The sequence below is a fragment of the Kribbella sp. WER1 genome, from assembly GCF_054189145.1.
Genome location: NZ_CM135186.1, coordinates 5,627,885 through 5,651,278, shown reverse-complemented (window position 1 = coordinate 5,651,278; position 23,394 = coordinate 5,627,885). Strand labels below are relative to the sequence as shown.

The window sequence follows — 23,394 nt, the reverse complement described above, 5'->3', positions numbered from 1 at the left end:
AACCTGGAGGAAACCACCGAGGAGGACAGAGATGCTGGCGAAGGTGTTTCCGATCAGGCTGAAGGACGGCAACCAGGCCGCCGCCGAGGCGATCGTGCAGGAATTCGGGCCGCGCGGCCCGGAGACGGAGGAGGGGACGCTGTCGTTCCGGGTGTACCGGGACCCGGCGACGCCCGACTATTTGTTGTTCGTCGAGCACTTCGCGGACCAGGCGGCGTACGACGCGCACACCGGGTCGGCGGCGTACCGGGAGTTGATCGCCGGACGGTTCGCGGAGCTGATCGTGGAGTTCGTCGAGATCGATCACGAACTGCTGGTGAGCCTGTGAACGCGCGCCGGCTGCGGGAACTGCACGCCCAGCCGCCGCTCGTACTGCCGAACGCCTGGGACGCGGGCTCGGCGCGGGCTATCGCGGCGGCCGGCGCGCAGGCGATCGCGACGACGAGTGCCGGGGTCGCCTGGGCGTACGGCGTGGACGACGCCGGCGGGCTCGACCTGGCAACGGCGGTCGCGACGGTACGGGCGATCTGCGCCGCGGTTGACGTACCGGTGACGGCGGACGTCGAGGCCGGGTACGGCGATGTCGTGCGGGCGGTGCGGGAAGTCGTCGAGGCGGGCGCCGCCGGGATCAACCTGGAGGACAGTACGGCGCGCGTCCTCGACGACCCGCTGGTTCACGCCGAGCGGATCCGCGCGGCGCGCGCGGTCGACGACGAACTGGTCATCAACGCGCGGGTCGACACGTATCTGTACGGCGACCGCACCGGGACGATCGAGCGCGCGAAGGTCTACGCCGACGCGGGCGCGGACGTGCTGTTCGTACCGGGCGTGGTCGACCTGCCGACCATCGCCGACCTCGTCAAGGCCTCACCACTCCCCCTGAACGTGATGGTCGGCCCGGGCGCGCCGTCCGTCCGCGAACTCGCGGAGGTCGGCGTGGTCCGGATCAGCGTCGGGCCGACGATCACCGGCGCGGCGTACGCCTTGGCGACAGCGGCCGCGACAGAACTGCTCACTCAGGGCAGCTACGAAACGCTCACCATCCACTGATGGATGGCGGCCGCCGAGCCGTCCCCGAGGCGGAGCGCGATCTCCTGGGCGGCGGCCGGGCTCGTCACGGTCTCCAACGACCGGACGAGCTCCGGCCCCGGCTCGAGCCTGATGTTGCCGTCAGCAACCTCTGTCGCGAGCGGGGCGACCAGCTCCGCGGACGTCAGCGCCTCGGGGGCCGGGAAGGCATGCGTCAGTTCGTGGGTGAGGCCCGGGACCGGTACGCCGTGCACCTCGACGAGCTTCCGGAGCGCGTCGGTGACGTCCGCGGGCGGCAATCGATCCCGGAGGACCGCCTGGACCGCGATCTCGAACGGCGCCCAAGCGCCAGGAACGCGCAGCCCCGGGCGTACGTCGATCGCCGGGTCGGGCGGGGCGGCGTCGACGCCGACCAGCCGCGCAGCGCGGTCGACGACATGGATGACGCCCTCCCAGAACGGGAGATGCGCGCGCAGCAGCAGGTGATCCTCGCCGCCCGCGCCCAGCTCGAGCATCCCGGGCTCGCCGTCGATCGAGATCACCCGCCGGTACACCCCGTCCGCCACCGACTCGACCCCGGGAACCGCCCGCTCGGCGAGGAACGCGCACATCCCGTCCCAGTCGTACGGCGGCGTGAACGGCATCCGCAGTACCAGACCCCCATCCGCGGCCAGCCGATCGCTGCGGCGGCGACGGGCGCGGAGCTCGCGCGGCGACGCCCGGAACGTTTCCCGCACCGCCCGGTTGAACTGCCGCAGGCTGCCGAAGCCGGACGCGAACGCGATCTCGGCGATCCCGAGGTCGGTGTCGTCCAGCAGCCGGCGCGCGAAATGCGTCCGTCGCGAGCGCGCGAACTGGTCCGGCGTCGCACCGAGATGCTCGTGGAACAACCGCCGCAGCTGCCGCACCGACAACCCCAACCGCGCACCGAGCGCCGACTCGCCGGACTCGTCCATCAGCCCGGAGATGATCAGCTGCACCGCCCGGCAGACCAGCTCGGGCGCCGCGTCCGGCACCGTCCCGGCGACCCGGTACGGACGGCAGCGCAGGCAGGCGCGATACCCGGCGGCCTCAGCCGCAGCGGGCAGCTCAAAGGTGCTCACGTTCTCCGCGAGCGGCTGCGCGCCACAGCCCGGCCGGCAGTAGATGCCGGTCGTCCGGACCGCCGAATAGGTCGTCACCGGAACCACGCTAGGCACCCGCACCGACAGTTCCTGACACGCGCTTTACACCGGGTAACCGCGGTCGCGACTAAGGTACGGCGAGTGCATTCGAAACCGATGCTGATCGTGGTCAGTGGTCCGCCCGGGACGGGGAAAACGACGCTGGCGCACCGGATCGCCGGCGCGATCGGCTGCCCGGCGATCTGCCGGGACGAGATCAAGGAAGGGATGGCGCACGCCACCCCCGGGTTCGTCCCCGGCCCCGGCGACCCGCTGACGATGCGGACCCTGTCGACCTTCTTCGACGTGATCGGCCTGCTGGTCGGCCGCGGAACGACGGTGGTCGCGGAGGCGGCGTTCCAGGACCGGCTGTGGAATCCCGGGCTGAGCCCGCTGCTCGGCCGCGCCGACATCCGGATCGTGCACTGCACGACCAGCGCCGAGGTCGCCCTCGAACGGATCACCGCGCGGACCGCCTCCGATCCGCGGCGGTCGGCGCACGAGGACGCCAAGATCAGCCCGGACGCGCGGATCCGGACCCACAACGCCTTCCAGTCGGTGGATCTGCCGGTTCCGTCGATCACAGTGGACACCAGCGTCGAGCCGTCGCTGGACCGGATCGTGGCGTTCCTGTCGCGCTGACGGGCGGCCGTGGTGGACTAGCCGCATGGGAATCCTGGAGGGGTTGACGACGGCGCACGTCGCGGACGCGTGCGTCCGGGCGGGAGTGCCGGTGCGGACGGTGTCGGTGACGGCCGTCGCCGGATCGCGGATCGCGGGGCGGGTGCTGCCGGCGCAGCATGTGGGCAGCGTGGACGTGTTCCTGGAGGCGTTCGAGTCCGCGACCGAGGGCGACGTACTCGTGGTGGACAACGGCGGGCGCCGGGACGAGGCATGCGTCGGCGACCTCGTCGCGCTGGAGGCCGCGGCGGCCGGCGTCGCGGGGATCGTGATCTGGGGGCTGCACCGCGACACGGTCGACATCACCGCGATCGGGTTGCCGGTGTTCAGCCTCGGCGCGCTGCCGACCGGACCGCTGCGGCTCGACCCGCAGCCGGCCGACGCGTTGTCGACGGCGACGATCGGCGAGTGGACGGTGACCCGCGACGACGTCGTACTCGCGGACCAGGACGGGGCGATCTTCGTACCCGCGGATCGTCTCGAGGAACTGCAGACGCTGGCCGAGTCGATCCGCGACACCGAGCACCGCCAGGCGACCGAGATCCGCGCCGGGCGATCGCTGCGGACACAGGTCAGTTTCGCGGAGTACCTGACGAAGCGTGCTGCCGATCCGTCGCTGACGTTCCGCCAGCACCTCCGCGCGGTCCGCGGGGCGATCGAGGAGTGACCCGCCGCCGTACGTCGTTGGTCCTGGCGGTCGTCGGCGTACTGCTGGTTCTCAGTTGTTGGATGGACCACCACGACGGGCGGGCGCTCGACGTAGGCGACGACGGCGGCAGCATGGAGGTCGGTACGCCGGTTGCCGGGCGTGCCGACCTCTACGTCTACGCGATGGACGTGAGCGCCCGCGAGCCCGTCGACCTGGTCACGATCGCGCCGCGGGTGCTGGATCCGGGGCTCGAGTTCGTCGACGCCCGGTGTATGCGCGGGACTCGTTCGCCGGGTCGGTGCCGCTCAACTGGATCGGCGGGCCGGGGCCGGATCCGGCGACGCTTCCGTCGGTTCCGGTCGCCGGGTACCGGGTGGCCGGCGGTCCGCGGGACCGGGTGATTCTGATCCGGCTGCGGGTGACCGGCCTCGCCCGACCGTTGCGGGCCACGGATCTGCGGTTCACCTACCGGAACGGGTTCCGGGCGCACACCCAGACCATGCACGTGTCCTACGTGGTCACTGGCGGCTGATCTCCGCGCGGATCGCGGGGACGACCTCCTTCGACCAGCGGTCGAGCTGCACGTCGTACGGATCGGTGCCGCGAGGGAACAGCGTGAAGCCGGTCGCGTTGTGGCTGAGGACGGCGTCGGTCAGCTCCTCGACCCACTGCGCGGGCGAACCGCCGATCCAGCGTCCCTCGGCGTCGCGGGTCCGCCGCAGCGGGGTCGCAGTGATGGTGCCGGGGAAGTTGTAGATGGTGCCGACGTCGGACGGCTTCCGGCCGGCCGCCAAGGCCGCCTCGTCGATGATCGGGCGGGACCAGCGGTACCGATCGCTGAGCCAGTCGGCGGCGTGGCCGGGAATCCAGCCGTCGGCCTGCCGGCCCGTCGCGGCGAGCGACTTCGGCCCGTTCGAGCCGGTCCAGATCGGCGGTGCCGGTACGGCGGCCGGGCGGAGCGCGCCGATCGGGTAGTGCTTCGTCGGCACCGGCGTACCGCCGTCGGACAGGCCGTGGATGAGCTGCATCGCCTCCTCGAACGCCTCGACGGCCTGCGCCGGCCGGAGTTCGGGAACGCCCATCGTGGTGATCCGATCCCACGCGCCGCCGGCGCCGAGCCCCAGGATGAAGCGTCCACCGGACAGCGCGGCCAGCGAGGTCGCCGTACGGGCGAGCACCGGGGCGGGACGTAGCGGCAGGTTGGTGACGTTGACGAACGCCGACAGCCGCTCGGTACGCCCGAGCAGGAAGGCGATCGCGGCGTACCCGTCGAGCATGTCGGGGACGTACGGGTGATCGGCGAGGCTGACGTGGTCGAGACCGTCCGCGTCCGCCTGCTGCGCGAGCCGCACGATCGCGTCGACGTCCCGCACCGAGTCGGGCGATCCGTAGCCGAACCGCACGTTCATAGCCACTCCTCAGATAGTTTGCTGTTCGAACTAGTTGTAGCACGGATACCTCGAATCACAAACTATCCGCCCAGCGGACTATCATGGGAGACATGGCGACGACGACGGCTGCGCAGGACACGGATCTGGCAGGTGCGCTGGTGCAGACGATGCACCTGCTGCAGGACCTGCACGCGGAGACCAGCCGGCCGCTCGGCCTGACCTCGCAACAGGCCCGCCTGCTGTGCGTACTGATCGCCGGCTCGCAGGGCATGACCGACCTCAGCCGGATCCTCAGCATCGAACGCTCGAGCCTCACCAGCATGGTCGACCGCCTCGAACGCCGCAGCCTGGTCGCCCGTACGCCGATCCCCGGCGACCGCCGCGCCTTCCGCATCGAGCTCACGCCGGACGGCCTGCAGCTCGCCCACGAGGTCCACGACGCGGTGGTCGACCGCATCAACGCGCTCACGTCCAAGCTGCCCGCGGCGACCCGCAGCACCGTCACCACCGCCCTGCAGTCCATCCTGGGATGACCTACCGGTACGTCGACCGCGCGGGCGCCCGGATCGCCTACCGGGTGAGCGGCGCCGGGCCGGCGCTCGTACTGATCAAGAACAACCGCCGGCCGCCGGACTACGCGATCACCGGCTTCCTGTCGGACCGGTTCCGGGTCTTCCAGGTGCATCCGGTCGGCTTCGGCGCGAGCGACCGGCCGGGTACCTACGAGTTCGGCTCGATCGGGGACCAGGTGCTCACCGTCCTCGACCATGAAGGGGTCGAGAGGTTCGGTGTCTGGGGGTTCTCACAGACGGCCTGTATGGCGGCGATGGTCGCACGATCCACGGATCGCGCGGGCGCGTTGGCGATGGGCGGAGTTGTGCCGATCGGAATGCTGACAGACGCGGAGATGCGCCGACTGGAACGGGAGCCGCGCCTACCGCGGGCTGCGTTGGAGTTCTGGCGGGCATACCGCTCGTACGACTGGCACCACGAGCTCCGGTGCTATCCAGGGCATCGAGTGGCGTACATGGGAACGGCCGATCCAGCCTTCCGCCGCTTCCGCCGGCAGCGGGCTGTACTGGAGGGGATCGGCGTCAGATACCTGGAGTTCGAGGGACTGAACCACAGCAACTGCGGTCTTGGTGACGGGACCGCCGCTGGGCTCGGCGTTGCCGCGCGGGTGTCTGGGGAAATGTTAAGGGCCACCCCGAGGGGTGGCCCTTAACAGTGTGAATGTCCGGCGGCGTCCTACTCTCCCACGACCTCCCGGTCGCAGTACCATCGGCGCTGAAGGGCTTAACTTCCAGGTTCGGAATGGAGACTGGGTGTTTCCCCGACGCTATGGCCACCGAAACTCTATGAGAACACTATCAACCAACACAAGCCACACATGACCGGGGTTGACCGTATCCTGGGAACCGTACAGTGAACGCGAACATCGTTACAGCGCAAATTTCAGAGCTTGTAGTCTGTAGTGAGTGACAAGCCCTCGGCCTATTAGTACCAGTCAGCTCCACACCTTACGGCGCTTCCACCTCTGGCCTATCAACCCAGTGGTCTACTGGGGGCCTTACCCGGTTAACCCGGTGGGAGACCTCATCTTGAAGCGTGCTTCCCGCTTAGATGCTTTCAGCGGTTATCACTCCCGAACGTAGCCAACCAGCCGTGCTCCTGGCGGAACAACTGGCACACCAGAGGTTCGTCCACCCCGGTCCTCTCGTACTAGGGGCAGCCCTTCTCAAGTCTCCTGCGCGCGCAGCGGATAGGGACCGAACTGTCTCACGACGTTCTAAACCCAGCTCGCGTGCCGCTTTAATGGGCGAACAGCCCAACCCTTGGGACCTACTCCAGCCCCAGGATGCGACGAGCCGACATCGAGGTGCCAAACCATCCCGTCGATATGGACTCTTGGGGAAGATCAGCCTGTTATCCCCGGGGTACCTTTTATCCGTTGAGCGACGGTGCTCCCACATGCCACCGCCGGATCACTAGTTCCGACTTTCGTCCCTGCTCGACATGTCTGTCTCACAGTCAAGCTCCCTTGTGCACTTACACTCAACACCTGATTGCCAACCAGGCTGAGGGAACCTTTGAGCGCCTCCGTTACCTTTTAGGAGGCGACCGCCCCAGTCAAACTACCCACCAGGCACTGTCCCTGATCCGGATAACGGACCAAAGTTAGACAGCCAGAACAATCAGAGTGGTATTTCAACGATGACTCCACCCGAACTGGCGTCCGAGCTTCACAGTCTCCCACCTATCCTACACAAATTGTACCGACCACCAATACCAAGTTGTAGTAAAGGTCCCGGGGTCTTTCCGTCCTGCTGCGCGTAACGAGCATCTTTACTCGTAATGCAATTTCGCCGAGTCCATGGTTGAGACAGCGCCCAAGTCGTTACGCCATTCGTGCAGGTCGGAACTTACCCGACAAGGAATTTCGCTACCTTAGGATGGTTATAGTTACCACCGCCGTTTACTGGCGCTTAAGTTCAAAGCTTCGCCGGCCAAAACCAGCTAACCTGTCCCCTTAACGTTCCAGCACCGGGCAGGCGTCAGTCCGTATACATCGAATTACTTCTTCGCACGGACCTGTGTTTTTAGTAAACAGTCGCTTGGGCCTGGTCTCTGCGACCATCACCGCTACCACCAGCAAATGGTGTCACGGATCCGGTCCCCCTTCTCCCGAAGTTACGGGGGCATTTTGCCGAGTTCCTTAACCATGGTTCACTCGATCGCCTTGGTATTCTCTACCTGATCACCTGTGTCGGTTTGGGGTACGGGCGGCTCTAACACTCACTGCGAAGTTTTTCTCGGCAGCATGGGATCATCCACTTCCCCTAAACGGGTCCGCCTCGGCTCTCAGGCTATATGAGACACGGATTTGCCTATGCCTCGCCCTACCACCTTGCCCGCGGATCAGCTTGCGCCTACCATCGCCGCGGTTGGACTACCCTCCTGCGTCACTCCTCAATGCACCTACTACCACCTCGGGTCACCGAATCCACCGATCCGTCCGAAGACATCACAGCTTCAAAGGCTTAGCATCAGCAGGTTCGGTCGGGTCGTGTTAATGCCGGTACGGGAATATCAACCCGTTGTCCATCGACTACGCCTGTCGGCCTCGCCTTAGGTCCCGACTTACCCAGGGCAGATTAGCTTGACCCTGGAACCCTTGATCATCCGGCGGACGGGTTTCTCACCCGTCATTCGCTACTCATGCCTGCATTCTCACTCGTGCAGCATCCACAACTCCATCACTAGGCTGCTTCACACGCTGCACGACGCTCCCCTACCCACCCACACACCTGGACGTCTCCAAAGAGACGCCGAGTACATATGTGAGTGCCACAGCTTCGGCGGATTGCTTGAGCCCCGCTACATTGTCGGCGCGGAATCACTTGACCAGTGAGCTATTACGCACTCTTTCAAGGGTGGCTGCTTCTAAGCCAACCTCCTGGTTGTCTGGGCAACTCCACATCCTTTTCCACTTAGCAATCGCTTAGGGGCCTTAGCTGGTGATCTGGGCTGTTTCCCTCTCGACTACGGAGCTTATCCCCCGCAGTCTCACTGCCGCGCTCTCACTTACCGGCATTCGGAGTTTGGCTGATTTCGGTAAGCCGGTAAGCCCCCTAGACCATCCAGTGCTCTACCTCCGGTAAGAAACACACGACGCTGCACCTATATGCATTTCGGGGAGAACCAGCTATCACGGAGTTTGATTGGCCTTTCACCCCTATCCACAGGTCATCCCCCAGGTTTTCAACCCTGGTGGGTTCGGTCCTCCACGCGGTCTTACCCGCGCTTCAACCTGCCCATGGATAGATCACTCCGCTTCGGGTCTAGAGCATGCGACTAAAACGCCCTATTCAGACTCGCTTTCGCTACGGCTACCCCACACGGGTTAACCTCGCCACACACCACTAACTCGCAGGCTCATTCTTCAAAAGGCACGCCGTCACACCCGAAAGTGCTCCGACGGATTGTAGGCAACCGGTTTCAGGTACTATTTCACTCCCCTCCCGGGGTACTTTTCATCTTTCCCTCACGGTACTAGTCCGCTATCGGTCACCAAGAAGTATTTAGGCTTAGCGGGTGGTCCCGCCAGATTCACACGGAATTTCAAGAGTTCCGTGCTACTTGGGAAAACACTCGAGAGTCACTGTCTTACGCCTACAGGGCTATAACCCACTACGGCTCAACATTCCAGAAGATTCGACTTCAACAGCGATTTATAACTCTCCGACACCACGGCATTAGTGTCTGAATGCTCCCACAACCCCACATGCGCAACGCACGCCGGCTATCACACGCACACGGTTTAGCCTCATCCGCTTTCGCTCGCCACTACTCACGGAATCACTATTGTTTTCTCTTCCTACGGGTACTGAGATGTTTCACTTCCCCGCGTTCCCTCCAGAACCCTATGTGTTCAGGCACTGGTAACTGGCTTTAGAATGCCAGCTGGGTTTCCCCATTCGGACACCCCCGGATCACAGCTCGGTTGCCAACTCCCCGGGGCTTATCGCAGGCTCCAACGTCCTTCATCGGCTCTTGGTACCAAGACATCCACCGATTGCCCTTAGTAGCTTGTCACAAAACTAAAAGCAAAAATTACGCTACAAAGAGATGCTCGCGTTCACTATACAGTTCTCAAAATACGGGCAGGAACACCAACCCCGAACCACCACCTATCGAGTCAGCATCTCCAACCAGGGAAACAACACACCCAGAAGAAAACACCCACACCAACGGTTTGGTGAGAGCCGGCCCCAGCCACCACATCCAACCAGTCACCCAGTTGAACCGTGACCCAGAAGAAACAGTCCAGACCCCCAGGGCAAAACCCTGCGAACCAGGCCCGATCCCTCAGGACCCAACAGCGCGCCTCGACCCATCACCCATCCACCGTCCGCGTTCCACGCCCCGAAGAGCAGTACTAACATATTGCAGAAAAGATCCTGGCCTAATGGTCAATGTTCCACATTCCGAAGCACCATCACCCTCAGAACACTCGCCTGAGAAAGTGATGACATGGACACTCACAAAGCGGAGTGCCAAGTGCTCCTTAGAAAGGAGGTGATCCAGCCGCACCTTCCGGTACGGCTACCTTGTTACGACTTCGTCCTAATCGCCAGCCCCACCTTCGACGGCTCCCTCCACAAGGGTTAGGCCACCGGCTTCGGGTGTTGCCGACTTTCATGACGTGACGGGCGGTGTGTACAAGGCCCGGGAACGTATTCACCGCAGCGTTGCTGATCTGCGATTACTAGCGACTCCGACTTCATGGGGTCGAGTTGCAGACCCCAATCCGAACTGAGACCGGCTTTTTGGGATTCGCTCCACCTTACAGTTTCGCAGCCCTTTGTACCGGCCATTGTAGCATGCGTGAAGCCCTGGACATAAGGGGCATGATGACTTGACGTCATCCCCACCTTCCTCCGAGTTGACCCCGGCAGTCTCCTATGAGTCCCCACCACCCCGAAGGACGTGCTGGCAACATAGGACGAGGGTTGCGCTCGTTGCGGGACTTAACCCAACATCTCACGACACGAGCTGACGACAGCCATGCACCACCTGTATAGGACCCTTACGGACCCCCCATCTCTGGAGGATTTCCCTATATGTCAAACCCAGGTAAGGTTCTTCGCGTTGCATCGAATTAATCCGCATGCTCCGCCGCTTGTGCGGGCCCCCGTCAATTCCTTTGAGTTTTAGCCTTGCGGCCGTACTCCCCAGGCGGGGCGCTTAATGCGTTAGCTGCGGCACGGAGGACGTGGAATGTCCCCCACACCTAGCGCCCAACGTTTACGGCGTGGACTACCAGGGTATCTAATCCTGTTCGCTACCCACGCTTTCGCTCCTCAGCGTCAGGTAAGGCCCAGAGAGCCGCCTTCGCCACCGGTGTTCTTCCTGATATCTGCGCATTCCACCGCTACACCAGGAGTTCCGCTCTCCCCTGCCTACCTCTAGTCTGCCCGTATCGGAAGCAGGCTCGGGGTTAAGCCCCGAGTTTTCACTCCCGACGTGACGAACCGCCTACGAGCCCTTTACGCCCAATAATTCCGGACAACGCTCGGACCCTACGTATTACCGCGGCTGCTGGCACGTAGTTGGCCGGTCCTTCTTCTGCAGGTACCGTCACTCTCGCTTCGTCCCTGCTGAAAGAGGTTTACAACCCGAAGGCCGTCATCCCTCACGCGGCGTTGCTGCGTCAGACTTTCGTCCATTGCGCAATATTCCCCACTGCTGCCTCCCGTAGGAGTCTGGGCCGTGTCTCAGTCCCAGTGTGGCCGGTCGCCCTCTCAGGCCGGCTACCCGTCGACGCCTTGGTAGGCCATTACCCCACCAACAAGCTGATAGGCCGCGAGCCCATCCCCAACCGCCAGAACTTTCAACCAACCACCATGAGACGGTCAGTATTATCCGGTATTAGACCCCGTTTCCGAGGCTTATCCCAAAGTTGAGGGTAGGTTGCTCACGTGTTACTCACCCGTTCGCCGCTCGTGTACCCCCGAAGAGGCCTTACCGCTCGACTTGCATGTGTTAAGCACGCCGCCAGCGTTCGTCCTGAGCCAGGATCAAACTCTCCGTTGAAAAATATGACAACCAGCTCAAAGAGCTGAGAGTCGACAACATCGATTGATCCTTTGAATCAGAAACAAAACCATTACTGGCTTGTCATCCGTTATATTTCAAAGGAATCCGCCACAGACATTGAATGCCTGTAGACGGGGTTAATGCATCTTTCGGCATTGACTTTCGGCACGCTGTTGAGTTCTCAAGAATCGGGCGCACACCGCGCTTCTTACTTTCGTTCGAAGCTCCGGGGCAACTCGACTTACTTTACTGTTTCGCTTCCAGCCGGTCAAATCGGCCTTTTTCGATCCAGTCTCCCTGCGTGACTCAGTGTCCGAAACCCGCCGAGGCGTGTTTCGGCTTCCGAGACCTTCAGGGAGTTTGTTGGCGGGCCGGCCGCTTTCGCGTCCTGCGCTTCCGTCCAACAAGAAGAACATTACTGACTTTCGTGGTGCGGATGCAAATCGGGGTCCTGGACCGTAGTCCGAGGCTCCCGGCACCCGTCCTCGCCGCCGGTCTCCCGACGTCGAGGGAAGCAGTGCTCGTCCCTCTGGTCACTCCACTCACTCGGGCAACGCCAGGCGTCTCCACGAGCGACACTTCCATCATGCCGCACCCGCACAAGTGGTTTTCGCGCCGGGTGGGACGACGACGTGGGAGCCGGCGAACCAGCTCCCACCTCGTCACGTACAGCACCGTCCAGCAGACGCCTCTCGGCGAGTGGCCGCTCGGAGCGGCTTAGGTTGAGGCCCGGGGTCATGAACCGGACGGCATGAGGTGTAACCGCACTCCCCCAGGAGCTATTCCCGGACGCACCCGTACTCGGCGCCGCCCTGCAGGAACACCAGTCCCCGGTCACGGACCTCGAACTGCGCGTCGACACCCGGCCGCGGCGTACCGATCGGCCGACAAGGCGCGGAACTGCAGCGGCGCCTGTCCGGGGAACGTGATGCCAAGCCCCCTGTCCCACGGGCGCACCGTGAGCCGTACTCCGCTAGGCAGCCGATAGGCGCCCGTGAGCTCGTCCAGCAGCTCAGCCGTCGGCAGATCGGGCTCCTCGAGCTCAGCCGGGTACCCAGCCCATCCACGCGCGGCCGCGATCGCCGCGAACGTACGCAGGACGACCCACATGCCCGAGTCACCGTTGGTCATCACCACAGCACCCTGTCGCGCGTCGCGGTACGCCAGGAGGTGGCAACAGAACCCCGCATTCCCGCCACTGTGCCCGTAGCGCGTTCCGGACTCGTCAAGGAAGAACCCGAGCCCCAGGTGGTTCAGGCCGCCGATCCGCTCGGTTGCCTCGATCTGCGGAGTCAGCATCTCCCTGGCGATCCCAGGCGGCAGCAGTGCGCCTTCTGCACCGGCGTACGCGCGTTGCACCCCGATGGCGAACTTCGCGAGGTCCGTCGGCGTCGTCCACAGTCCGGCGGCGGCAAGCTGCGGGTATACGTCCCACTTGCCGTCCAACGGTCGCCCTGGGTCGTCGTGCCCGCTGGCCGCACTCCCATGCAGCGCCAGCGGCAGCGGTTGCGCGTAGTCGCTGTTGGACATCCCGAGCGGCTGCAGGACGAGCTCTTGCATCAGCTCGCGGAAGGGCGTCCCCGTGACGTCTTCGAGGAGCTGCTGGAGCACCGTCGTCCCACCACCGGAGTACCGGAACTGTGTGCCCGGTACGAGATCTACGCGTACGCCGATGTTCGTGGCCGGCCGCGTACCGTCCAGGATCTGCACCGTTGCCGGCAGCTTCACGTCGCGCCGGTACCCGGGGAAGCCGGAAACGGTCAGCCCGGTCGGGGGCACCTGCCAGGACTTCAGCTTGCGGTTCACGTCCTCGTCGAGGTCGAGCAGCCCGCGGTCGACGAGCCTGAGCATCGCCAGTACGGCGACCGGTTTGCTGATCGACGCCGCCTGGAACAGCGTCGCCGGCGTCACCGCACGTGCGCTACCCGCCTCGGCCACACCCGCCGTACCGATCTCGGCCACCGCGCCGCCGTCGAACACGACCCAGCTCGCACCGGGTACGAGGTCGGCCTCGATCCAGTCCCGCAGCGTCGTCATCGCGCCTCCCGAAGCAGCCTGTCAGAGTTCGCGGAACTCGTAGTACGGCTTGATGTGTTCGTTGACGTAGGCCCCGATGCTCGACGCCGCCATCAGCGCCGCGTATGTCGGTTGCGGCACGTCGAGGTACTGGTAGACGTAGCCGTTCACGTACTCGAGCTCCAGCGTGCCGTCGGACCATCCGATCGATCGGACGCTCGACGAATTCACCGGGCGTCGCCTCATCCGACGGCTCCTTCCGCGGTCGCGTCAGCCTTCAGTCTGCCGGGTCGCCGGGGCCGATGGGGTCGGGCGGCGCGTCCGACGGCGCGCCGCCCGAGCGGGATCAGCCGCGCCGCGGACGCTGCAGCGTGAACGACTCGAACTCGCGCAGGTCGCCGCCGGGCCCGAGCACGTCGTAGTACTTGACCTGCATCGTCGTGGCGCCGCCGGGGTGGCCGGGGTCCACGGTGAAGGCGGCGAAGCCGTACGGGTGGGCGGCGTTGCGGCTCGCCGACCACGGGGCGGGCTCCGTGACGTACACCGGCGGACGCTTGCCGGTGGTCGGGTCGGGGGCGCCGACGGACGTGATCACCCGGCACTTCGGCGGGTTGAACAGCACGCCGTTGGAGCCGACCGACGTACCGCCGCCGCCGATCACCATGTGCACGGTGCCCTTCGACGTGTCGACGAGATCGGTACGGGTCGCGGTCGGGATCGGGGTCAGCGTCGGGTTCGGCTGCTGGCCGCGGATCGGGTGCGAACGCTCGTAGTGATGCTCGTGCCCGCACACCACCAGGTCGACGCCGTACCGGTCGAACAGCGGCACCCATTCCTGGCGGATGCCGAGGTCCGCACCGTTTGCCTGGTCGGCGCTGCTCACCACGACCTGGTGCATGCAGACCACGATCCAGTCGATGTCCCGGTTCGCGCTGGTCGCCTTGAGCTCCTTCTCCAGCCAGGCCTTCTGCGCACCGCCGGAATATCCGCGAACATAGCTGTTTCCGCCGTCCTGGTAGCAGACGTCGTCGTTCGCCAGGCTGATCACGCGGACCGAGCCGACAGTGAACGCATACCAGAGACCGCGCGTCACGTCCGTCTGCCCGGGCTGCCGAGGCAGCGCGAAGTACGTCTGGTACGCCTCGTATCCGATCGGGCCGTTGCCGAGCTCGTTCTCGTGGTTGCCGGCCGACGGCATCCACGGGCGGTTGCGGGCGCTGCGGGAGTTGTTCTCCCAGAAGTCGTTCCAGGTCCGGACCCGGTCGTCGGCCAGGTTCGCGTAGCAGAGGTCCCCGTTGAACAGGTGGAACAGCGGGCGGACCCGCTCCACCCCGGCCGTCACGTCACCGGCGGCCGGCGAGCCGAGGTTGTCGTTGACGTACGGCGGGTTCGGGATCGTGACGCCGGCCGGCGGCACGTACCGCTTGCCCAGCGTCGGCGTGCCCTGGTCCCCGAAGCTCGTGAACGTGAACGCCGCCCGGCCCTTCGGCGCCGTTCGGAAATTTCCGAAAACGGTTTCTGCGCCGTCGTGAACGGCGGCGTAGACGTACTCGCCGGCCGGGCGTAGCCGACTGATCCGGGCGTGCTGGACGTACACGACCTGCCCGGACTTGGCGTCGGTGTAACTCGTACCGGTCGCGGTCACGGTCCGCTCGAACTCGCCGTCCGGCGTACCGAGCAGGACCCGCGCGCGGCGGACCGGCTGGCGGGTGTGCCAGGAGACGACGACCTCGGTCGCCGCGTCCGGGCCGAACTGCAGGTGCAGCCCGCCGACCCGAGGAGTGGTGACCGGGTCGGCGGCCGGCTGTACCGCGGCCTGTGGGATCTGCGCGGCCGGAGCGGCCTGGGCGGTGTCGGTCGAGGTCAGCAGCGACCCGGCGGTGACGACGGTTGCAGACGCGAGGAACCCGCGCCGTGAGAAGTGCGACTCGAACAGCTCTTCGTCATCGATCACCACCCCACGCTGGGCGCCGGAGGTGACGCCCAAACCAACTCGCTACCGCCTGCCGCCGAACTCCCAGGGATGTACTTCGGCATCCGCCGCCTCGATCAACGCCCGCGCGGCGTCCTCCGACGGCGCCTCCAGCAGCCCGGCCCGCCCGACGTGGACGTCACCGTCGAGCAGGTCGCCGTACACGATCAGGTGGTCCGACGTGATCGTCCGCGCCGCATCCTCGGTGCGGACGAGGTACCGGTTGTAGCCGTCGACCGCGGTCGTGAACTCCCACATCGTGCGGCCGGTGCGGTTCTCGAAGCGGTACACCTCGACCGTCTCGAACGCGCCGCCGAGATAGTACGGCTCGTCGTACACGAAGGTCTGCAGCGCCGCCGCGGACGGCAGGTCGACGATGTGCAGGCTGCCGGTCGAGGCCTCCCGGTCCGCGGTCAGGGTCGGGCCGCGGGCGATCAGCTCCGCGGCGTACCCGTCCATGAAGGCCCAGTGGTCCTCGGTCAGCGCAGCCTTGACACCGGCTCCGGCCCGATCGCGGCCGTAGACGAAGTACTGCGTCACGACAGGTGCAGGCGCAGGATCGTGTCGTAGTCGACCATCTCGACGCCGACGAACGGCATCACGGTTTCGTGCGACGGGACGATCAGCAACAGCCGCGGATCGGTCACGTCGACGTCGTACTTCGACTTCACCTGCGCCCGGTTGTCCGCGGCCTTGAGGTACTCGGCGTACTTCGCCAGCTCGACAGCGCTTTCCTGCACGGGTTTCCGGAACACGCGCCGCCGCTTCTTACCGTTGGTCGTGTCAACGACCGGGAGCTCGAGCCGCCCGACGACGTGGCTGCCGTCCGCGCGCTCCAGGATGAAGTCCGGGTGCAGGTCGCCGAGCGCGGGCTCACGGATCAGCTTGGTCGCGCCGAACACCGACAGCAGGATCTCCTCGTGCTTTCCGAGGAACTCGTCAACGGTGCTGTCCTGCAGACCGTGCGCGAGGTACGTGCTCTCGAAGGCATCGGCCTTCAGTACGGCGGGGTCGACCGGGAGGCTGAGGGTGCCGATCGGGTCGAGGTGCGGGCGCGCGTTCGAGTACGTCTGCAGGAAATCGAGGTACTTGCCGGCCGGCTCCGAGCGGTGGATCGCGATCGCGAAGTTCACCCAGTGCGCCCGCAGCGAGTCGCCCGCGGTGTGCACGAGCAGCGTCCGGTCGAACGTCGAGTAGTTGCCCGGCTCGAACCGCAGCAGCTCGTCCCCGGGACCGGCGTACACCTCGCCGAGCACGTTCGCCGCGGTCGGGAACCGCTCGTCCAGCGCCTGCCGCCCGGCCGTGGTCGCGATCGTCGCGTCCTTGAACAGGTTCTCCCCCGGCAGCGACATCACCGCGTCGCCGTCACCGACGCCGAAGTACTCCTCGACGCTGCCCAGCTTCTGCCGCCGGACCTCGAGCGTCCGGTACTCCCGGCTCAGCCCGACCAGCTCGAGGATGTTCCAGTCCGGCGTCTCGGTCAGCACCATCATCCGCGGGAACAGCATCGGCCCCGGCAGCTCCGTCCGGTGGCTGACCGGCAGATGCCCGGCAACCCCCTTCAGGTGCTCCCCCCAGAACTGGCCGTTCACCTTCACGAATTCGGTGGGTTTCATCGCTCTCCTCGCTCAGACACGCTCAGTTACTCCGGCCCAGCTTTCAACTCCCGCCCGAACCGAGCCTATTCCCCATCGTTCCGGGCCGGCGTTTCCGCCGGCCCGGAACAAGGTTTCCGTCCTAGCGACCGACCGTGATGGCGGCCGAGGCGGTGACCGGGGCGAGCGAGGCGTCGCCGGTGTAGGCGCGCATCGAGTCGTTCGTCACCGAGACCGTCACGGTGCCGGGGCGGATCGCGGTCAGCGTGCGGGTCGCCGGGTCCAGTACGGCGATCTTGCCGGTGCGCCGGGCCTGGTCGAGCGTGCCGCCGATCGCGAGGTTCCGCGAGCCGGTCCAGTGCACCGACATCGGGTAGCGCAGCGGCACCACGCGGGTACCGGGGCCGACGCCTTCGGGCTGCACGATGCTGCCGTTCAGCTGCACAGCCTTACCGGCGGACAGCGTTTTCGGAAAGTCCAGCTTGATGGTTTCCGCGAACGCCCGGACGTCGGCCTCGAGCCACTGCTGGCCGGCGGTACGGCGGGCGTCGACGGACCAGTCGACCCAGCCGGTGAACCCGCCGCGGTCCGGGGTGCCGTACGGGTCCTTGCCGGACGACGGGAGCACCGTGTACGGGACGCCCTCGACCCGGTGCACGTTGGCGACCTGTGCGTGCGAGCCGACCATCGCGGCACCCTTGTCGGTGCTGTTGCGGAAGTTCGTCAGCATCTTCTCGATCAGCGCGACCTCGTCCCGGTCGCCGAGCTGGCTCGACTTCGTCTCCTCCGGGTCGTCGACCGGGTGATGCGCGAACACCATCACGTTGTGGATCGAGCGGTCCTTCGCGGCGCCGTCGAGGGCCTGCTCGAGCATCGGCAACTGGTCCCACGCGGACGTACGCAGCGTGCCGAGTGCGCTCGCCAGCAGGACGAAGCGCGTTCCCTTGTGGTCGAACGTCCGGTACGGCTGCCCGAACTCGTTGGTGAAGTTCGTCAGATCCGACTGGGTGTTGTTCAGGCCGTACGACTCGTGGTTGCCCGGCACGTAGTAGCACGGGACCGTGTCGCCCTTCGGCGTACTGTTCGGCGCCGGCTCCTTGCCGACCGGGATCAGGTCGCAGCCCGCGTCGGTCAGCACCTTGCGCGCGAGCGACAGGTCCTGCGGAAGACCGCGGTCGGTGATATCGCCGTTCAGTACGACCAGGTCGGGCCGCGTTTTCCGGATCCGGGCGAGCGCCGCGGTGGCGACCTGCGACAGCGCCGGGTTGTCGGCGGTGAACTGGACGTCGGACAGCGTCGCGAACTTGAACGTGCCCGTGTTCAGCGTGCCGTCGGCGGACACGAGCGGGTCGGCGACCAGGTCCGGCTGCTTCGGCAGGTCGATCGACGTCGGTACGTCGGCCTCGAACCGGTCTAGGACGAACGTGCCGGCCTTCTGCTGCGCGACCGCGGTGTTGATGCCCTGGTACGACGAGATCGACACCGGGTACACCGTGTTCGCGGGCAGCGTCCAGGTGACGTTCTGGTAGTCCGGGGACGCCTTCAGGCCGGTCCCGTACAGGCCGAGCGCCTTGCCGTTGCCGTCGTACAGGCCGACGTAGTCGAGACCGCTCGGTACATCGATGCTCGACTTGATCCGGAGCCGGAGCCGCAGCGGCTGGCCGGGTACCTGGATCCGGTTCGCGGCGCCGTTCGCCGAGATCCCGACGTTCCGCATCGCAGGGAAGTCGATGCGCAGACCGTCCGGGTCGGCCGAGCGGGTGGTGGCCGCCGTGCTGTTGTTGTTCCAGCGCGCGAGGACGTCGTCGTCGAAGTCGTACACGACCTTGGTCTCGACGCCGACCGTGATCGGCAGCTTCACCTCGCGGCCCGCGGCCGAGATCGTGAGGATCGTGCCGGCGTTGGTCAGCGGCGTGATCTTCAGCTTTCCGTCCGCCGCCTGGACGTCGACGACGGCGCGGTCGTAGTCGAGCTTCAGGTCCCGCGGGTCGATCGGGGCGGTGTAGCCCTGGCCGTCGCGGCCGGTGATGCCGACGGTGACGGCGTTCGCGGGCGTCGCGTCGGGAATCGAGAGGCGTTCGGTCGAGGGCTCGAGGCTCTGCAGCGGGCCGAGTACATCCACGCGCTGCGTGCCCAGAAACTTTCCGGAAAATGCGGAAACCGTGATCTTTCCATGGCCCGGCGCGGTCACCGTGCCGTCCTTCACGTTGCCGCCCTTGGCCTTCCACACAAGGTTGCGCACGGCAACCGGTGTCAGGTGGTCGTCGACAGCCTTGGCGGTGAGCGTGCGGTGCATCCTCGGGAAGACCTTCACGCCACCGTCCGCAGCCGCCTGGCCGGCGGCCGGCTTCACGAGTACCTGGTGCACCTTGCCGTCGCCCTTGCCGACGAAGACACCGACGCCGTTCGGGTCGTTGCGCTCCTGACCGTCCGACGGGTTGTTCCGTACCGTCGTACCGTCCTCGCCGAGACCGCGCGCGACCATCGTCGTCGAGCCGCCGCCGTCGAGGTTCACGGCGGTCTGGATCCCGCGGTCGGCCAGGTCCTGCGCCTCCCGGTCGATGCCGACGCCGCCCTTGCCGGTACCACCCGGGCCGTCCCAGGTCGCCAGTACCAGGGTCCGGCCGCCGTCCTTGAACCCGAGCGCGGTCCGCGGCGCGATCGACTTGTCGAGGCCCGGCACCGCCTTGCCGTCCTTGACGATCGTCCCGCCCTGACCGAGCGCGAACTTCATCGACTTCGCGACGTCGTTCGCGAGTGCGTAGTGCAGCGTGACGGCGTCACCCGGCTGGAGAGCGCGGATCGCCGTCGCTGAAACATCCCGTCCGACCAGGTAGAAAGCGTTTTCGGGAATTTCCCCCGCGCCCGCGCCGGTGGCGTTCACCGAGACGACCTTGCCGTCCTGGACCAGCACCTCGGCGACATCGGCGTTCGCGAAACCGCGGGCACGGCTGTACGTGCCCCAGATCGGGGTGTACGCGACCAGCCCGTTCGCCGGGACGCCGCCGCCGTTCGCCGCGTTGATCGTCAGCACCTTGTGGTCAGTACCGGAGAACGTCGCGGTCGAATCCACCGCGAGGTCGACGAGCTGCGCGATCCCGTCCTTGCTCACGCCGACGTGCTGGCGTCCCGACGCGTCGGCCGACTTCAGCAGCTGGCCGTTCTGCACCTCACCGCCCAGCGCGGCGTTGCTGTTCCCGATGTCGAAGAACTCCCCGTTGACCCCCGCCACCGCACCGGCCTTGTTGGCCGCCGCGCTGAGCGGACCGCCCGACGCGACCGGCCCGGAGGTCAGCAGGTCGGTACTCACCGCCTTGTCCGCCAGGTTGATGGTCAGGTACTGCGCGTCGACCCAGCCGCGCTGGTCGACGCTCTTCACATGGTTGAGCGAGATCCCAGGCCCGACCGTCTCGGTCGTATCCACCAGGGCGAGCCCCGCCACCGGATGATCATCGGCGTACCCCACTGCCGGCAACGACCACACAACCCCCGCGGCCGCCACCACCGCTATCCCCGCCGTCAAGCGATGAGCCTTCATCGTCGACCCGTACTTTCTGCACGATCCCAGACCGGTCACCCAACCCAGCCACACCGCACCCAGAGGCGGCGCAACCACCGACCGTTCCCCGAGCCGACAACATCCCGGTAAACCGCTGACGACCTGCCACCATCAACCCGTAGACGTCTTACCGCCCAGGCAACGCGGAGTACTCGCGTGATCTGCACCCAGCAATCACCCGACGTGGTCGAGCAGCCAAGCCCCCGCGACCCGTTGTACGAGGGCCACGGTGGTGGGTGGTGCGCGGTGGTGGGTGGTGCGCGGTGGTGGGTGGTGCGCGGCGGGTAGACGGCGTGCGCCGGTGAGCGGCGCGGAAGGTGAGCGGCGCACGGCGGGTGGGCGGCGCGGTGAGCGGCGCGGTGAGCGGCGCGGTGAGCGGCGCGGTGAGCGGCGCGGTGAGCGGCGCGGTGAGCGGCGCGGTGAGCGGCGCGGTGAGCGGCGCGGTGAGCGGCGCGGTGAGCGGCGCGGTGGGTGGTCGGGTCGGGTCGGGTCAGTTGTCGGGGTCGGTGTGGTTCGGGCGGAATCTGTTGGCGAGTTGGCCTGGGTCGGTCTCCCACCAGGGGCGCATCAGTTCGGGTTCCTGCTCGCCGGCGGCGGCGCGTTCGGCGACCATTCGATCGAGGCGGCGGTCCACCGCGGCGGCTTCGGCTCGGTCCGCGCGGATCCAGGCGAGCAGCTGGCCGGCGAGGAACGGCAGGCCGACCATCTCGGCCAAGGTGAGCATCAACCCGCCGCCGAACCGCTGGTCCTGGTGCGGCGTCGGGCCCCACCCGTGGCGGACGGACAGGTAGTACGTCGCGGCGAGCGTGCCGGGGCTTGTCATGATCAAGATCCCGGGCAACGCGTCCAGCAGCCCGTCGAGGAATCCGATCGCCACCCGCACCGGCGGCGTACACCACGCCGGCAGCGACTCCCCGCCGAGCATCGGCCAGAAGAACAGGCAGCCCGCGACGATTAGCTGGAGCCGGAGTAGCTGGTGGAGTACGCCGTTCTGGAGGACGGCTTCGTAGTACGGCGTGAAGTAGACGAGCGGCAGCAGGGCCGCGCCGAGCAACGTGCTGACCGCGGGGAACGTGAGCACCCGCACCAGCCGGCCCGCGCTGGCCGAGGGGAAGTTCCGCGCGATCAGCTGCACCGGGCCGCCGAACGCGAGCAGGACCGGGGTCAGCGCGAGGAGGAGGACGTTTTGGACGGCGTACGGCCAGAAGAGCACGCGGTCGTAGGTCCCGAGGAAGGACATGGTCAGTACGACGACGCTCCCCAGGCCCGCGCCGAAGAACACCAAGGTGCGCCACCACGCCCACGCCTCGCCCATCCGGCGTACCCGCCGAACCCCCGCGAGGTACGCCGCGCCCACGACCAGTACCCCGACGAGCACCGGCACATCAAGCGTCCAAGCCCCCAGTGCATTCCCCACCGTCAACGGAGCCACCAAGCCTTCAGCACGCACACCTTCAAGCTAGCCACCACCCCCGCTCCCCATCCCACCACCCCACCAATCTCAGCCACCCCTCAGCCACCACCACCAAACCGACGGCCCCCGACCACACCCTCCACACACAAGCGGCAAGCGAACCAGCCGCCCCGAACACAGCTGGCGAGCTAACCGACAGACCCGAGCACGACTGATGAGCTAACCGACAGACCCCAAGCACCGCTGGCGAGCTACCGCCGCACCCCGAGCACAGGTGGTGAGTGAACCGGCAGGCCCGAGCACGGCTGGTGAGTGAACCGACAGGCCCGGCACAGCTGGTGCGTTGACCGGCAGGCCCGGGCACAGGTGGTGAGTGAACCGGCCGACCCGAGCACAGGTGGTGAGTTAACCGGCGGGCCCAACCCCAGCCGCCGAGCGAAGCGAAGGCGCAGGGGGTGCGGGTGGCGGAGCCCCCGCTCGCGGCGAGCGCAGCGAAGCCGCACAAATGACGAAGGCGACGTGGTCAGCGAAGCGAAACGCTTCGCGACACACGTCGCCCATCGCCTTCGTGGCGGGTGCAGGGTTCGAACCTGCGTAGGCATACGCCGACAGATTTACAGTCTGCTCCCTTTGGCCGCTCGGGCAACCCGCCGGGGTGCTGCCGGTTCGTGAACCGGCGTGGGAGACGATACAACAGACAGTGCCCCTGACAGCAAATCGGAAAGGTAGTGGTCATGGCTTCGGAGTCCTCCTTCGACATCGTGAACAAGGTGGATCACCAGGAGGTGGACAACGCCGTCAACCAGGCGGCGAAGGAGATCAGCCAGCGGTTCGACTTCAAGAACGTGGATGCCGGGATCAAGTGGTCCGGGGAGTCGATCGACATGCAGGCGAACACCGAGGAGCGGGTGAGTGCTGTTCTGGACGTGTTCAAGGACAAGCTGGTGAAGCGGCAGATCTCGCTCAAGGGGCTGGAGGCCGAGGAGCCGAAGCTGTCCGGGAAGATCTACAAGATCAATGCGACGATCGACGCGGGCATCACCCAGGAGAACGCGAAGAAGATCTCGAAGCTGATCCGCGACGAGGGCCCGAAGGGTGTGAAGGCGCAGATCCAGGGCGACGAGCTGCGGGTGTCGAGCAAGAGCCGCGACGACCTGCAGGCGGTCCAGGCGTTGATCAAGGGGCAGGACTACGACTTCGCCGTTCAGTTCGTGAACTACCGCTGACGTCCTCGACGTAGTTCGCCATGTGATCGCTCAGTCGCTACCCGTTGCCATGACGAGTAGCGACTGATATCACTGTCCGCAAGGGCGCTAGGGGGCGGT

At 66.2% G+C, this 23,394-nt stretch carries 18 protein-coding genes, 1 tRNA gene and 3 rRNA genes; 9 read left to right on the top strand and 13 right to left on the bottom strand.

What is annotated here, in order from left to right:
* Positions 1-31: 31 nt before the first annotated feature.
* On the top strand, positions 32-328 hold the full coding sequence (locus ACXJJ3_RS27455) for a putative quinol monooxygenase (RefSeq protein WP_458164731.1): 297 nt from the start codon (positions 32-34) through the stop codon (positions 326-328).
* Positions 325-1,050, top strand: coding sequence for an isocitrate lyase/PEP mutase family protein (locus ACXJJ3_RS27450; RefSeq protein WP_458164730.1), 726 nt, complete (start codon positions 325-327; stop codon positions 1,048-1,050). The genes ACXJJ3_RS27455 and ACXJJ3_RS27450 overlap by 4 nt, the downstream gene beginning before the upstream one ends.
* Here the strand turns inward: ACXJJ3_RS27450 and ACXJJ3_RS27445 are convergent.
* Positions 1,026-2,210, bottom strand: coding sequence for a helix-turn-helix domain-containing protein (locus ACXJJ3_RS27445; protein WP_458164729.1), 1,185 nt, complete (start codon positions 2,208-2,210; stop codon positions 1,026-1,028). The genes ACXJJ3_RS27450 and ACXJJ3_RS27445 overlap by 25 nt on opposite strands.
* Positions 2,211-2,294: 84 nt before the next feature.
* On the opposite strand from ACXJJ3_RS27445, the gene ACXJJ3_RS27440 reads away from it, so the two are divergent.
* From ACXJJ3_RS27440 to ACXJJ3_RS27425, 4 genes are read left to right on the top strand one after another with little or no spacing between them, the layout of a single operon-like run.
* On the top strand, positions 2,295-2,834 hold the full coding sequence (locus tag ACXJJ3_RS27440) for an AAA family ATPase (protein WP_458164728.1): 540 nt from the start codon (positions 2,295-2,297) through the stop codon (positions 2,832-2,834).
* A 25-nt stretch (positions 2,835-2,859) separates the two neighbouring features.
* Positions 2,860-3,540, top strand: coding sequence for an RraA family protein (locus tag ACXJJ3_RS27435; RefSeq protein ID WP_458164727.1), 681 nt, complete (start codon positions 2,860-2,862; stop codon positions 3,538-3,540).
* A complete protein-coding gene (locus tag ACXJJ3_RS27430; protein WP_458164726.1) occupies positions 3,537-3,923 on the top strand; it encodes a hypothetical protein in 387 nt (128 codons plus the stop codon). Before ACXJJ3_RS27435 ends, ACXJJ3_RS27430 begins: the two co-directional genes overlap by 4 nt.
* On the top strand, positions 3,920-4,054 hold the full coding sequence (locus tag ACXJJ3_RS27425) for a hypothetical protein (protein ID WP_458164725.1): 135 nt from the start codon (positions 3,920-3,922) through the stop codon (positions 4,052-4,054). The genes ACXJJ3_RS27430 and ACXJJ3_RS27425 overlap by 4 nt, the downstream gene beginning before the upstream one ends.
* Here the strand turns inward: ACXJJ3_RS27425 and ACXJJ3_RS27420 are convergent.
* Positions 4,041-4,931, bottom strand: coding sequence for an LLM class flavin-dependent oxidoreductase (locus tag ACXJJ3_RS27420; protein WP_458164724.1), 891 nt, complete (start codon positions 4,929-4,931; stop codon positions 4,041-4,043). The two genes, ACXJJ3_RS27425 and ACXJJ3_RS27420, sit on opposite strands and share 14 nt — an antisense overlap.
* 92 nt (positions 4,932-5,023) lie before the next feature.
* Between ACXJJ3_RS27420 and ACXJJ3_RS27415 the strand changes: the two genes are divergently transcribed.
* Together ACXJJ3_RS27415 and ACXJJ3_RS27410 are read left to right on the top strand one after the other, a co-directional pair.
* Positions 5,024-5,446: a MarR family winged helix-turn-helix transcriptional regulator gene (locus ACXJJ3_RS27415; protein WP_458164723.1), complete on the top strand. Its 423-nt coding sequence runs from the start codon at positions 5,024-5,026 to the stop codon at positions 5,444-5,446.
* Positions 5,443-6,138 (top strand): alpha/beta fold hydrolase, encoded by a 696-nt coding sequence (locus tag ACXJJ3_RS27410; RefSeq protein ID WP_458164722.1) that lies wholly within the window; start codon positions 5,443-5,445, stop codon positions 6,136-6,138. Before ACXJJ3_RS27415 ends, ACXJJ3_RS27410 begins: the two co-directional genes overlap by 4 nt.
* Before the next feature lie 10 nt (positions 6,139-6,148).
* Here ACXJJ3_RS27410 and rrf read toward each other — a convergent pair.
* The 11 genes from rrf to ACXJJ3_RS27355 form a co-directional block, all read right to left on the bottom strand.
* Positions 6,149-6,266, bottom strand: a 5S ribosomal RNA gene (rrf, locus tag ACXJJ3_RS27405).
* Between the two features lie 124 nt (positions 6,267-6,390).
* Positions 6,391-9,509, bottom strand: a 23S ribosomal RNA gene (locus ACXJJ3_RS27400).
* A gap of 476 nt (positions 9,510-9,985) precedes the next feature.
* Positions 9,986-11,510, bottom strand: a 16S ribosomal RNA gene (locus tag ACXJJ3_RS27395).
* Together the 16S, 23S and 5S rRNA genes form the textbook arrangement of a ribosomal RNA operon.
* Positions 11,511-12,347: 837 nt before the next feature.
* Positions 12,348-13,550, bottom strand: coding sequence for a serine hydrolase domain-containing protein (locus tag ACXJJ3_RS27390; RefSeq protein WP_458164721.1), 1,203 nt, complete (start codon positions 13,548-13,550; stop codon positions 12,348-12,350).
* 21 nt (positions 13,551-13,571) lie between these two features.
* Positions 13,572-13,775, bottom strand: coding sequence for a KTSC domain-containing protein (locus ACXJJ3_RS27385; protein ID WP_458164720.1), 204 nt, complete (start codon positions 13,773-13,775; stop codon positions 13,572-13,574).
* A 100-nt stretch (positions 13,776-13,875) separates the two neighbouring features.
* On the bottom strand, positions 13,876-15,483 hold the full coding sequence (locus tag ACXJJ3_RS27380; protein ID WP_458164719.1) for a purple acid phosphatase family protein: 1,608 nt from the start codon (positions 15,481-15,483) through the stop codon (positions 13,876-13,878).
* A gap of 42 nt (positions 15,484-15,525) precedes the next feature.
* Entirely contained in the window at positions 15,526-16,041 is a 516-nt protein-coding gene (locus ACXJJ3_RS27375) for a YciI family protein (protein WP_458164718.1), read from the bottom strand.
* Positions 16,038-17,117 (bottom strand): hypothetical protein, encoded by a 1,080-nt coding sequence (locus ACXJJ3_RS27370; protein ID WP_458164717.1) that lies wholly within the window; start codon positions 17,115-17,117, stop codon positions 16,038-16,040. The genes ACXJJ3_RS27375 and ACXJJ3_RS27370 overlap by 4 nt, the downstream gene beginning before the upstream one ends.
* A 121-nt stretch (positions 17,118-17,238) precedes the next feature.
* Positions 17,239-20,634: a phosphodiester glycosidase family protein gene (locus ACXJJ3_RS27365; RefSeq protein WP_458164716.1), complete on the bottom strand. Its 3,396-nt coding sequence runs from the start codon at positions 20,632-20,634 to the stop codon at positions 17,239-17,241.
* Positions 20,635-21,145: 511 nt separating this feature from the next.
* Positions 21,146-22,105, bottom strand: a complete 960-nt coding sequence (locus ACXJJ3_RS27360) for a cytochrome c oxidase assembly protein (RefSeq protein ID WP_458164715.1) — start codon at positions 22,103-22,105, stop codon at positions 21,146-21,148.
* Between the two features lie 533 nt (positions 22,106-22,638).
* Positions 22,639-22,721 (bottom strand) — tRNA-Tyr (locus ACXJJ3_RS27355).
* Positions 22,722-22,803: 82 nt separating this feature from the next.
* On the opposite strand from ACXJJ3_RS27355, the gene ACXJJ3_RS27350 reads away from it, so the two are divergent.
* Positions 22,804-23,295, top strand: a complete 492-nt coding sequence (locus ACXJJ3_RS27350; protein ID WP_458164714.1) for a YajQ family cyclic di-GMP-binding protein — start codon at positions 22,804-22,806, stop codon at positions 23,293-23,295.
* Positions 23,296-23,394 lie beyond the last annotated feature (99 nt).

What these genes read in the sequence shown, in the direction of transcription:
- ACXJJ3_RS27455 (WP_458164731.1), top strand. Translation starts at nt 32, where the DNA reads ATGCTGGCGAAGGTGTTTCCGATCAGGCTGAAGGACGGCAACCAGGCC.
- ACXJJ3_RS27435 (WP_458164727.1), top strand. Translation starts at nt 2,860, where the DNA reads ATGGGAATCCTGGAGGGGTTGACGACGGCGCACGTCGCGGACGCGTGC.
- ACXJJ3_RS27420 (WP_458164724.1), bottom strand. Translation starts at nt 4,931, where the DNA reads ATGAACGTGCGGTTCGGCTACGGATCGCCCGACTCGGTGCGGGACGTC.
- ACXJJ3_RS27415 (WP_458164723.1), top strand. Translation starts at nt 5,024, where the DNA reads ATGGCGACGACGACGGCTGCGCAGGACACGGATCTGGCAGGTGCGCTG.
- ACXJJ3_RS27410 (WP_458164722.1), top strand. Translation starts at nt 5,443, where the DNA reads ATGACCTACCGGTACGTCGACCGCGCGGGCGCCCGGATCGCCTACCGG.
- ACXJJ3_RS27390 (WP_458164721.1), bottom strand. Translation starts at nt 13,550, where the DNA reads ATGACGACGCTGCGGGACTGGATCGAGGCCGACCTCGTACCCGGTGCG.
- ACXJJ3_RS27385 (WP_458164720.1), bottom strand. Translation starts at nt 13,775, where the DNA reads ATGAGGCGACGCCCGGTGAATTCGTCGAGCGTCCGATCGATCGGATGG.
- ACXJJ3_RS27370 (WP_458164717.1), bottom strand. Translation starts at nt 17,117, where the DNA reads ATGAAACCCACCGAATTCGTGAAGGTGAACGGCCAGTTCTGGGGGGAG.
- ACXJJ3_RS27365 (WP_458164716.1), bottom strand. Translation starts at nt 20,634, where the DNA reads ATGAAGGCTCATCGCTTGACGGCGGGGATAGCGGTGGTGGCGGCCGCG.
- ACXJJ3_RS27350 (WP_458164714.1), top strand. Translation starts at nt 22,804, where the DNA reads ATGGCTTCGGAGTCCTCCTTCGACATCGTGAACAAGGTGGATCACCAG.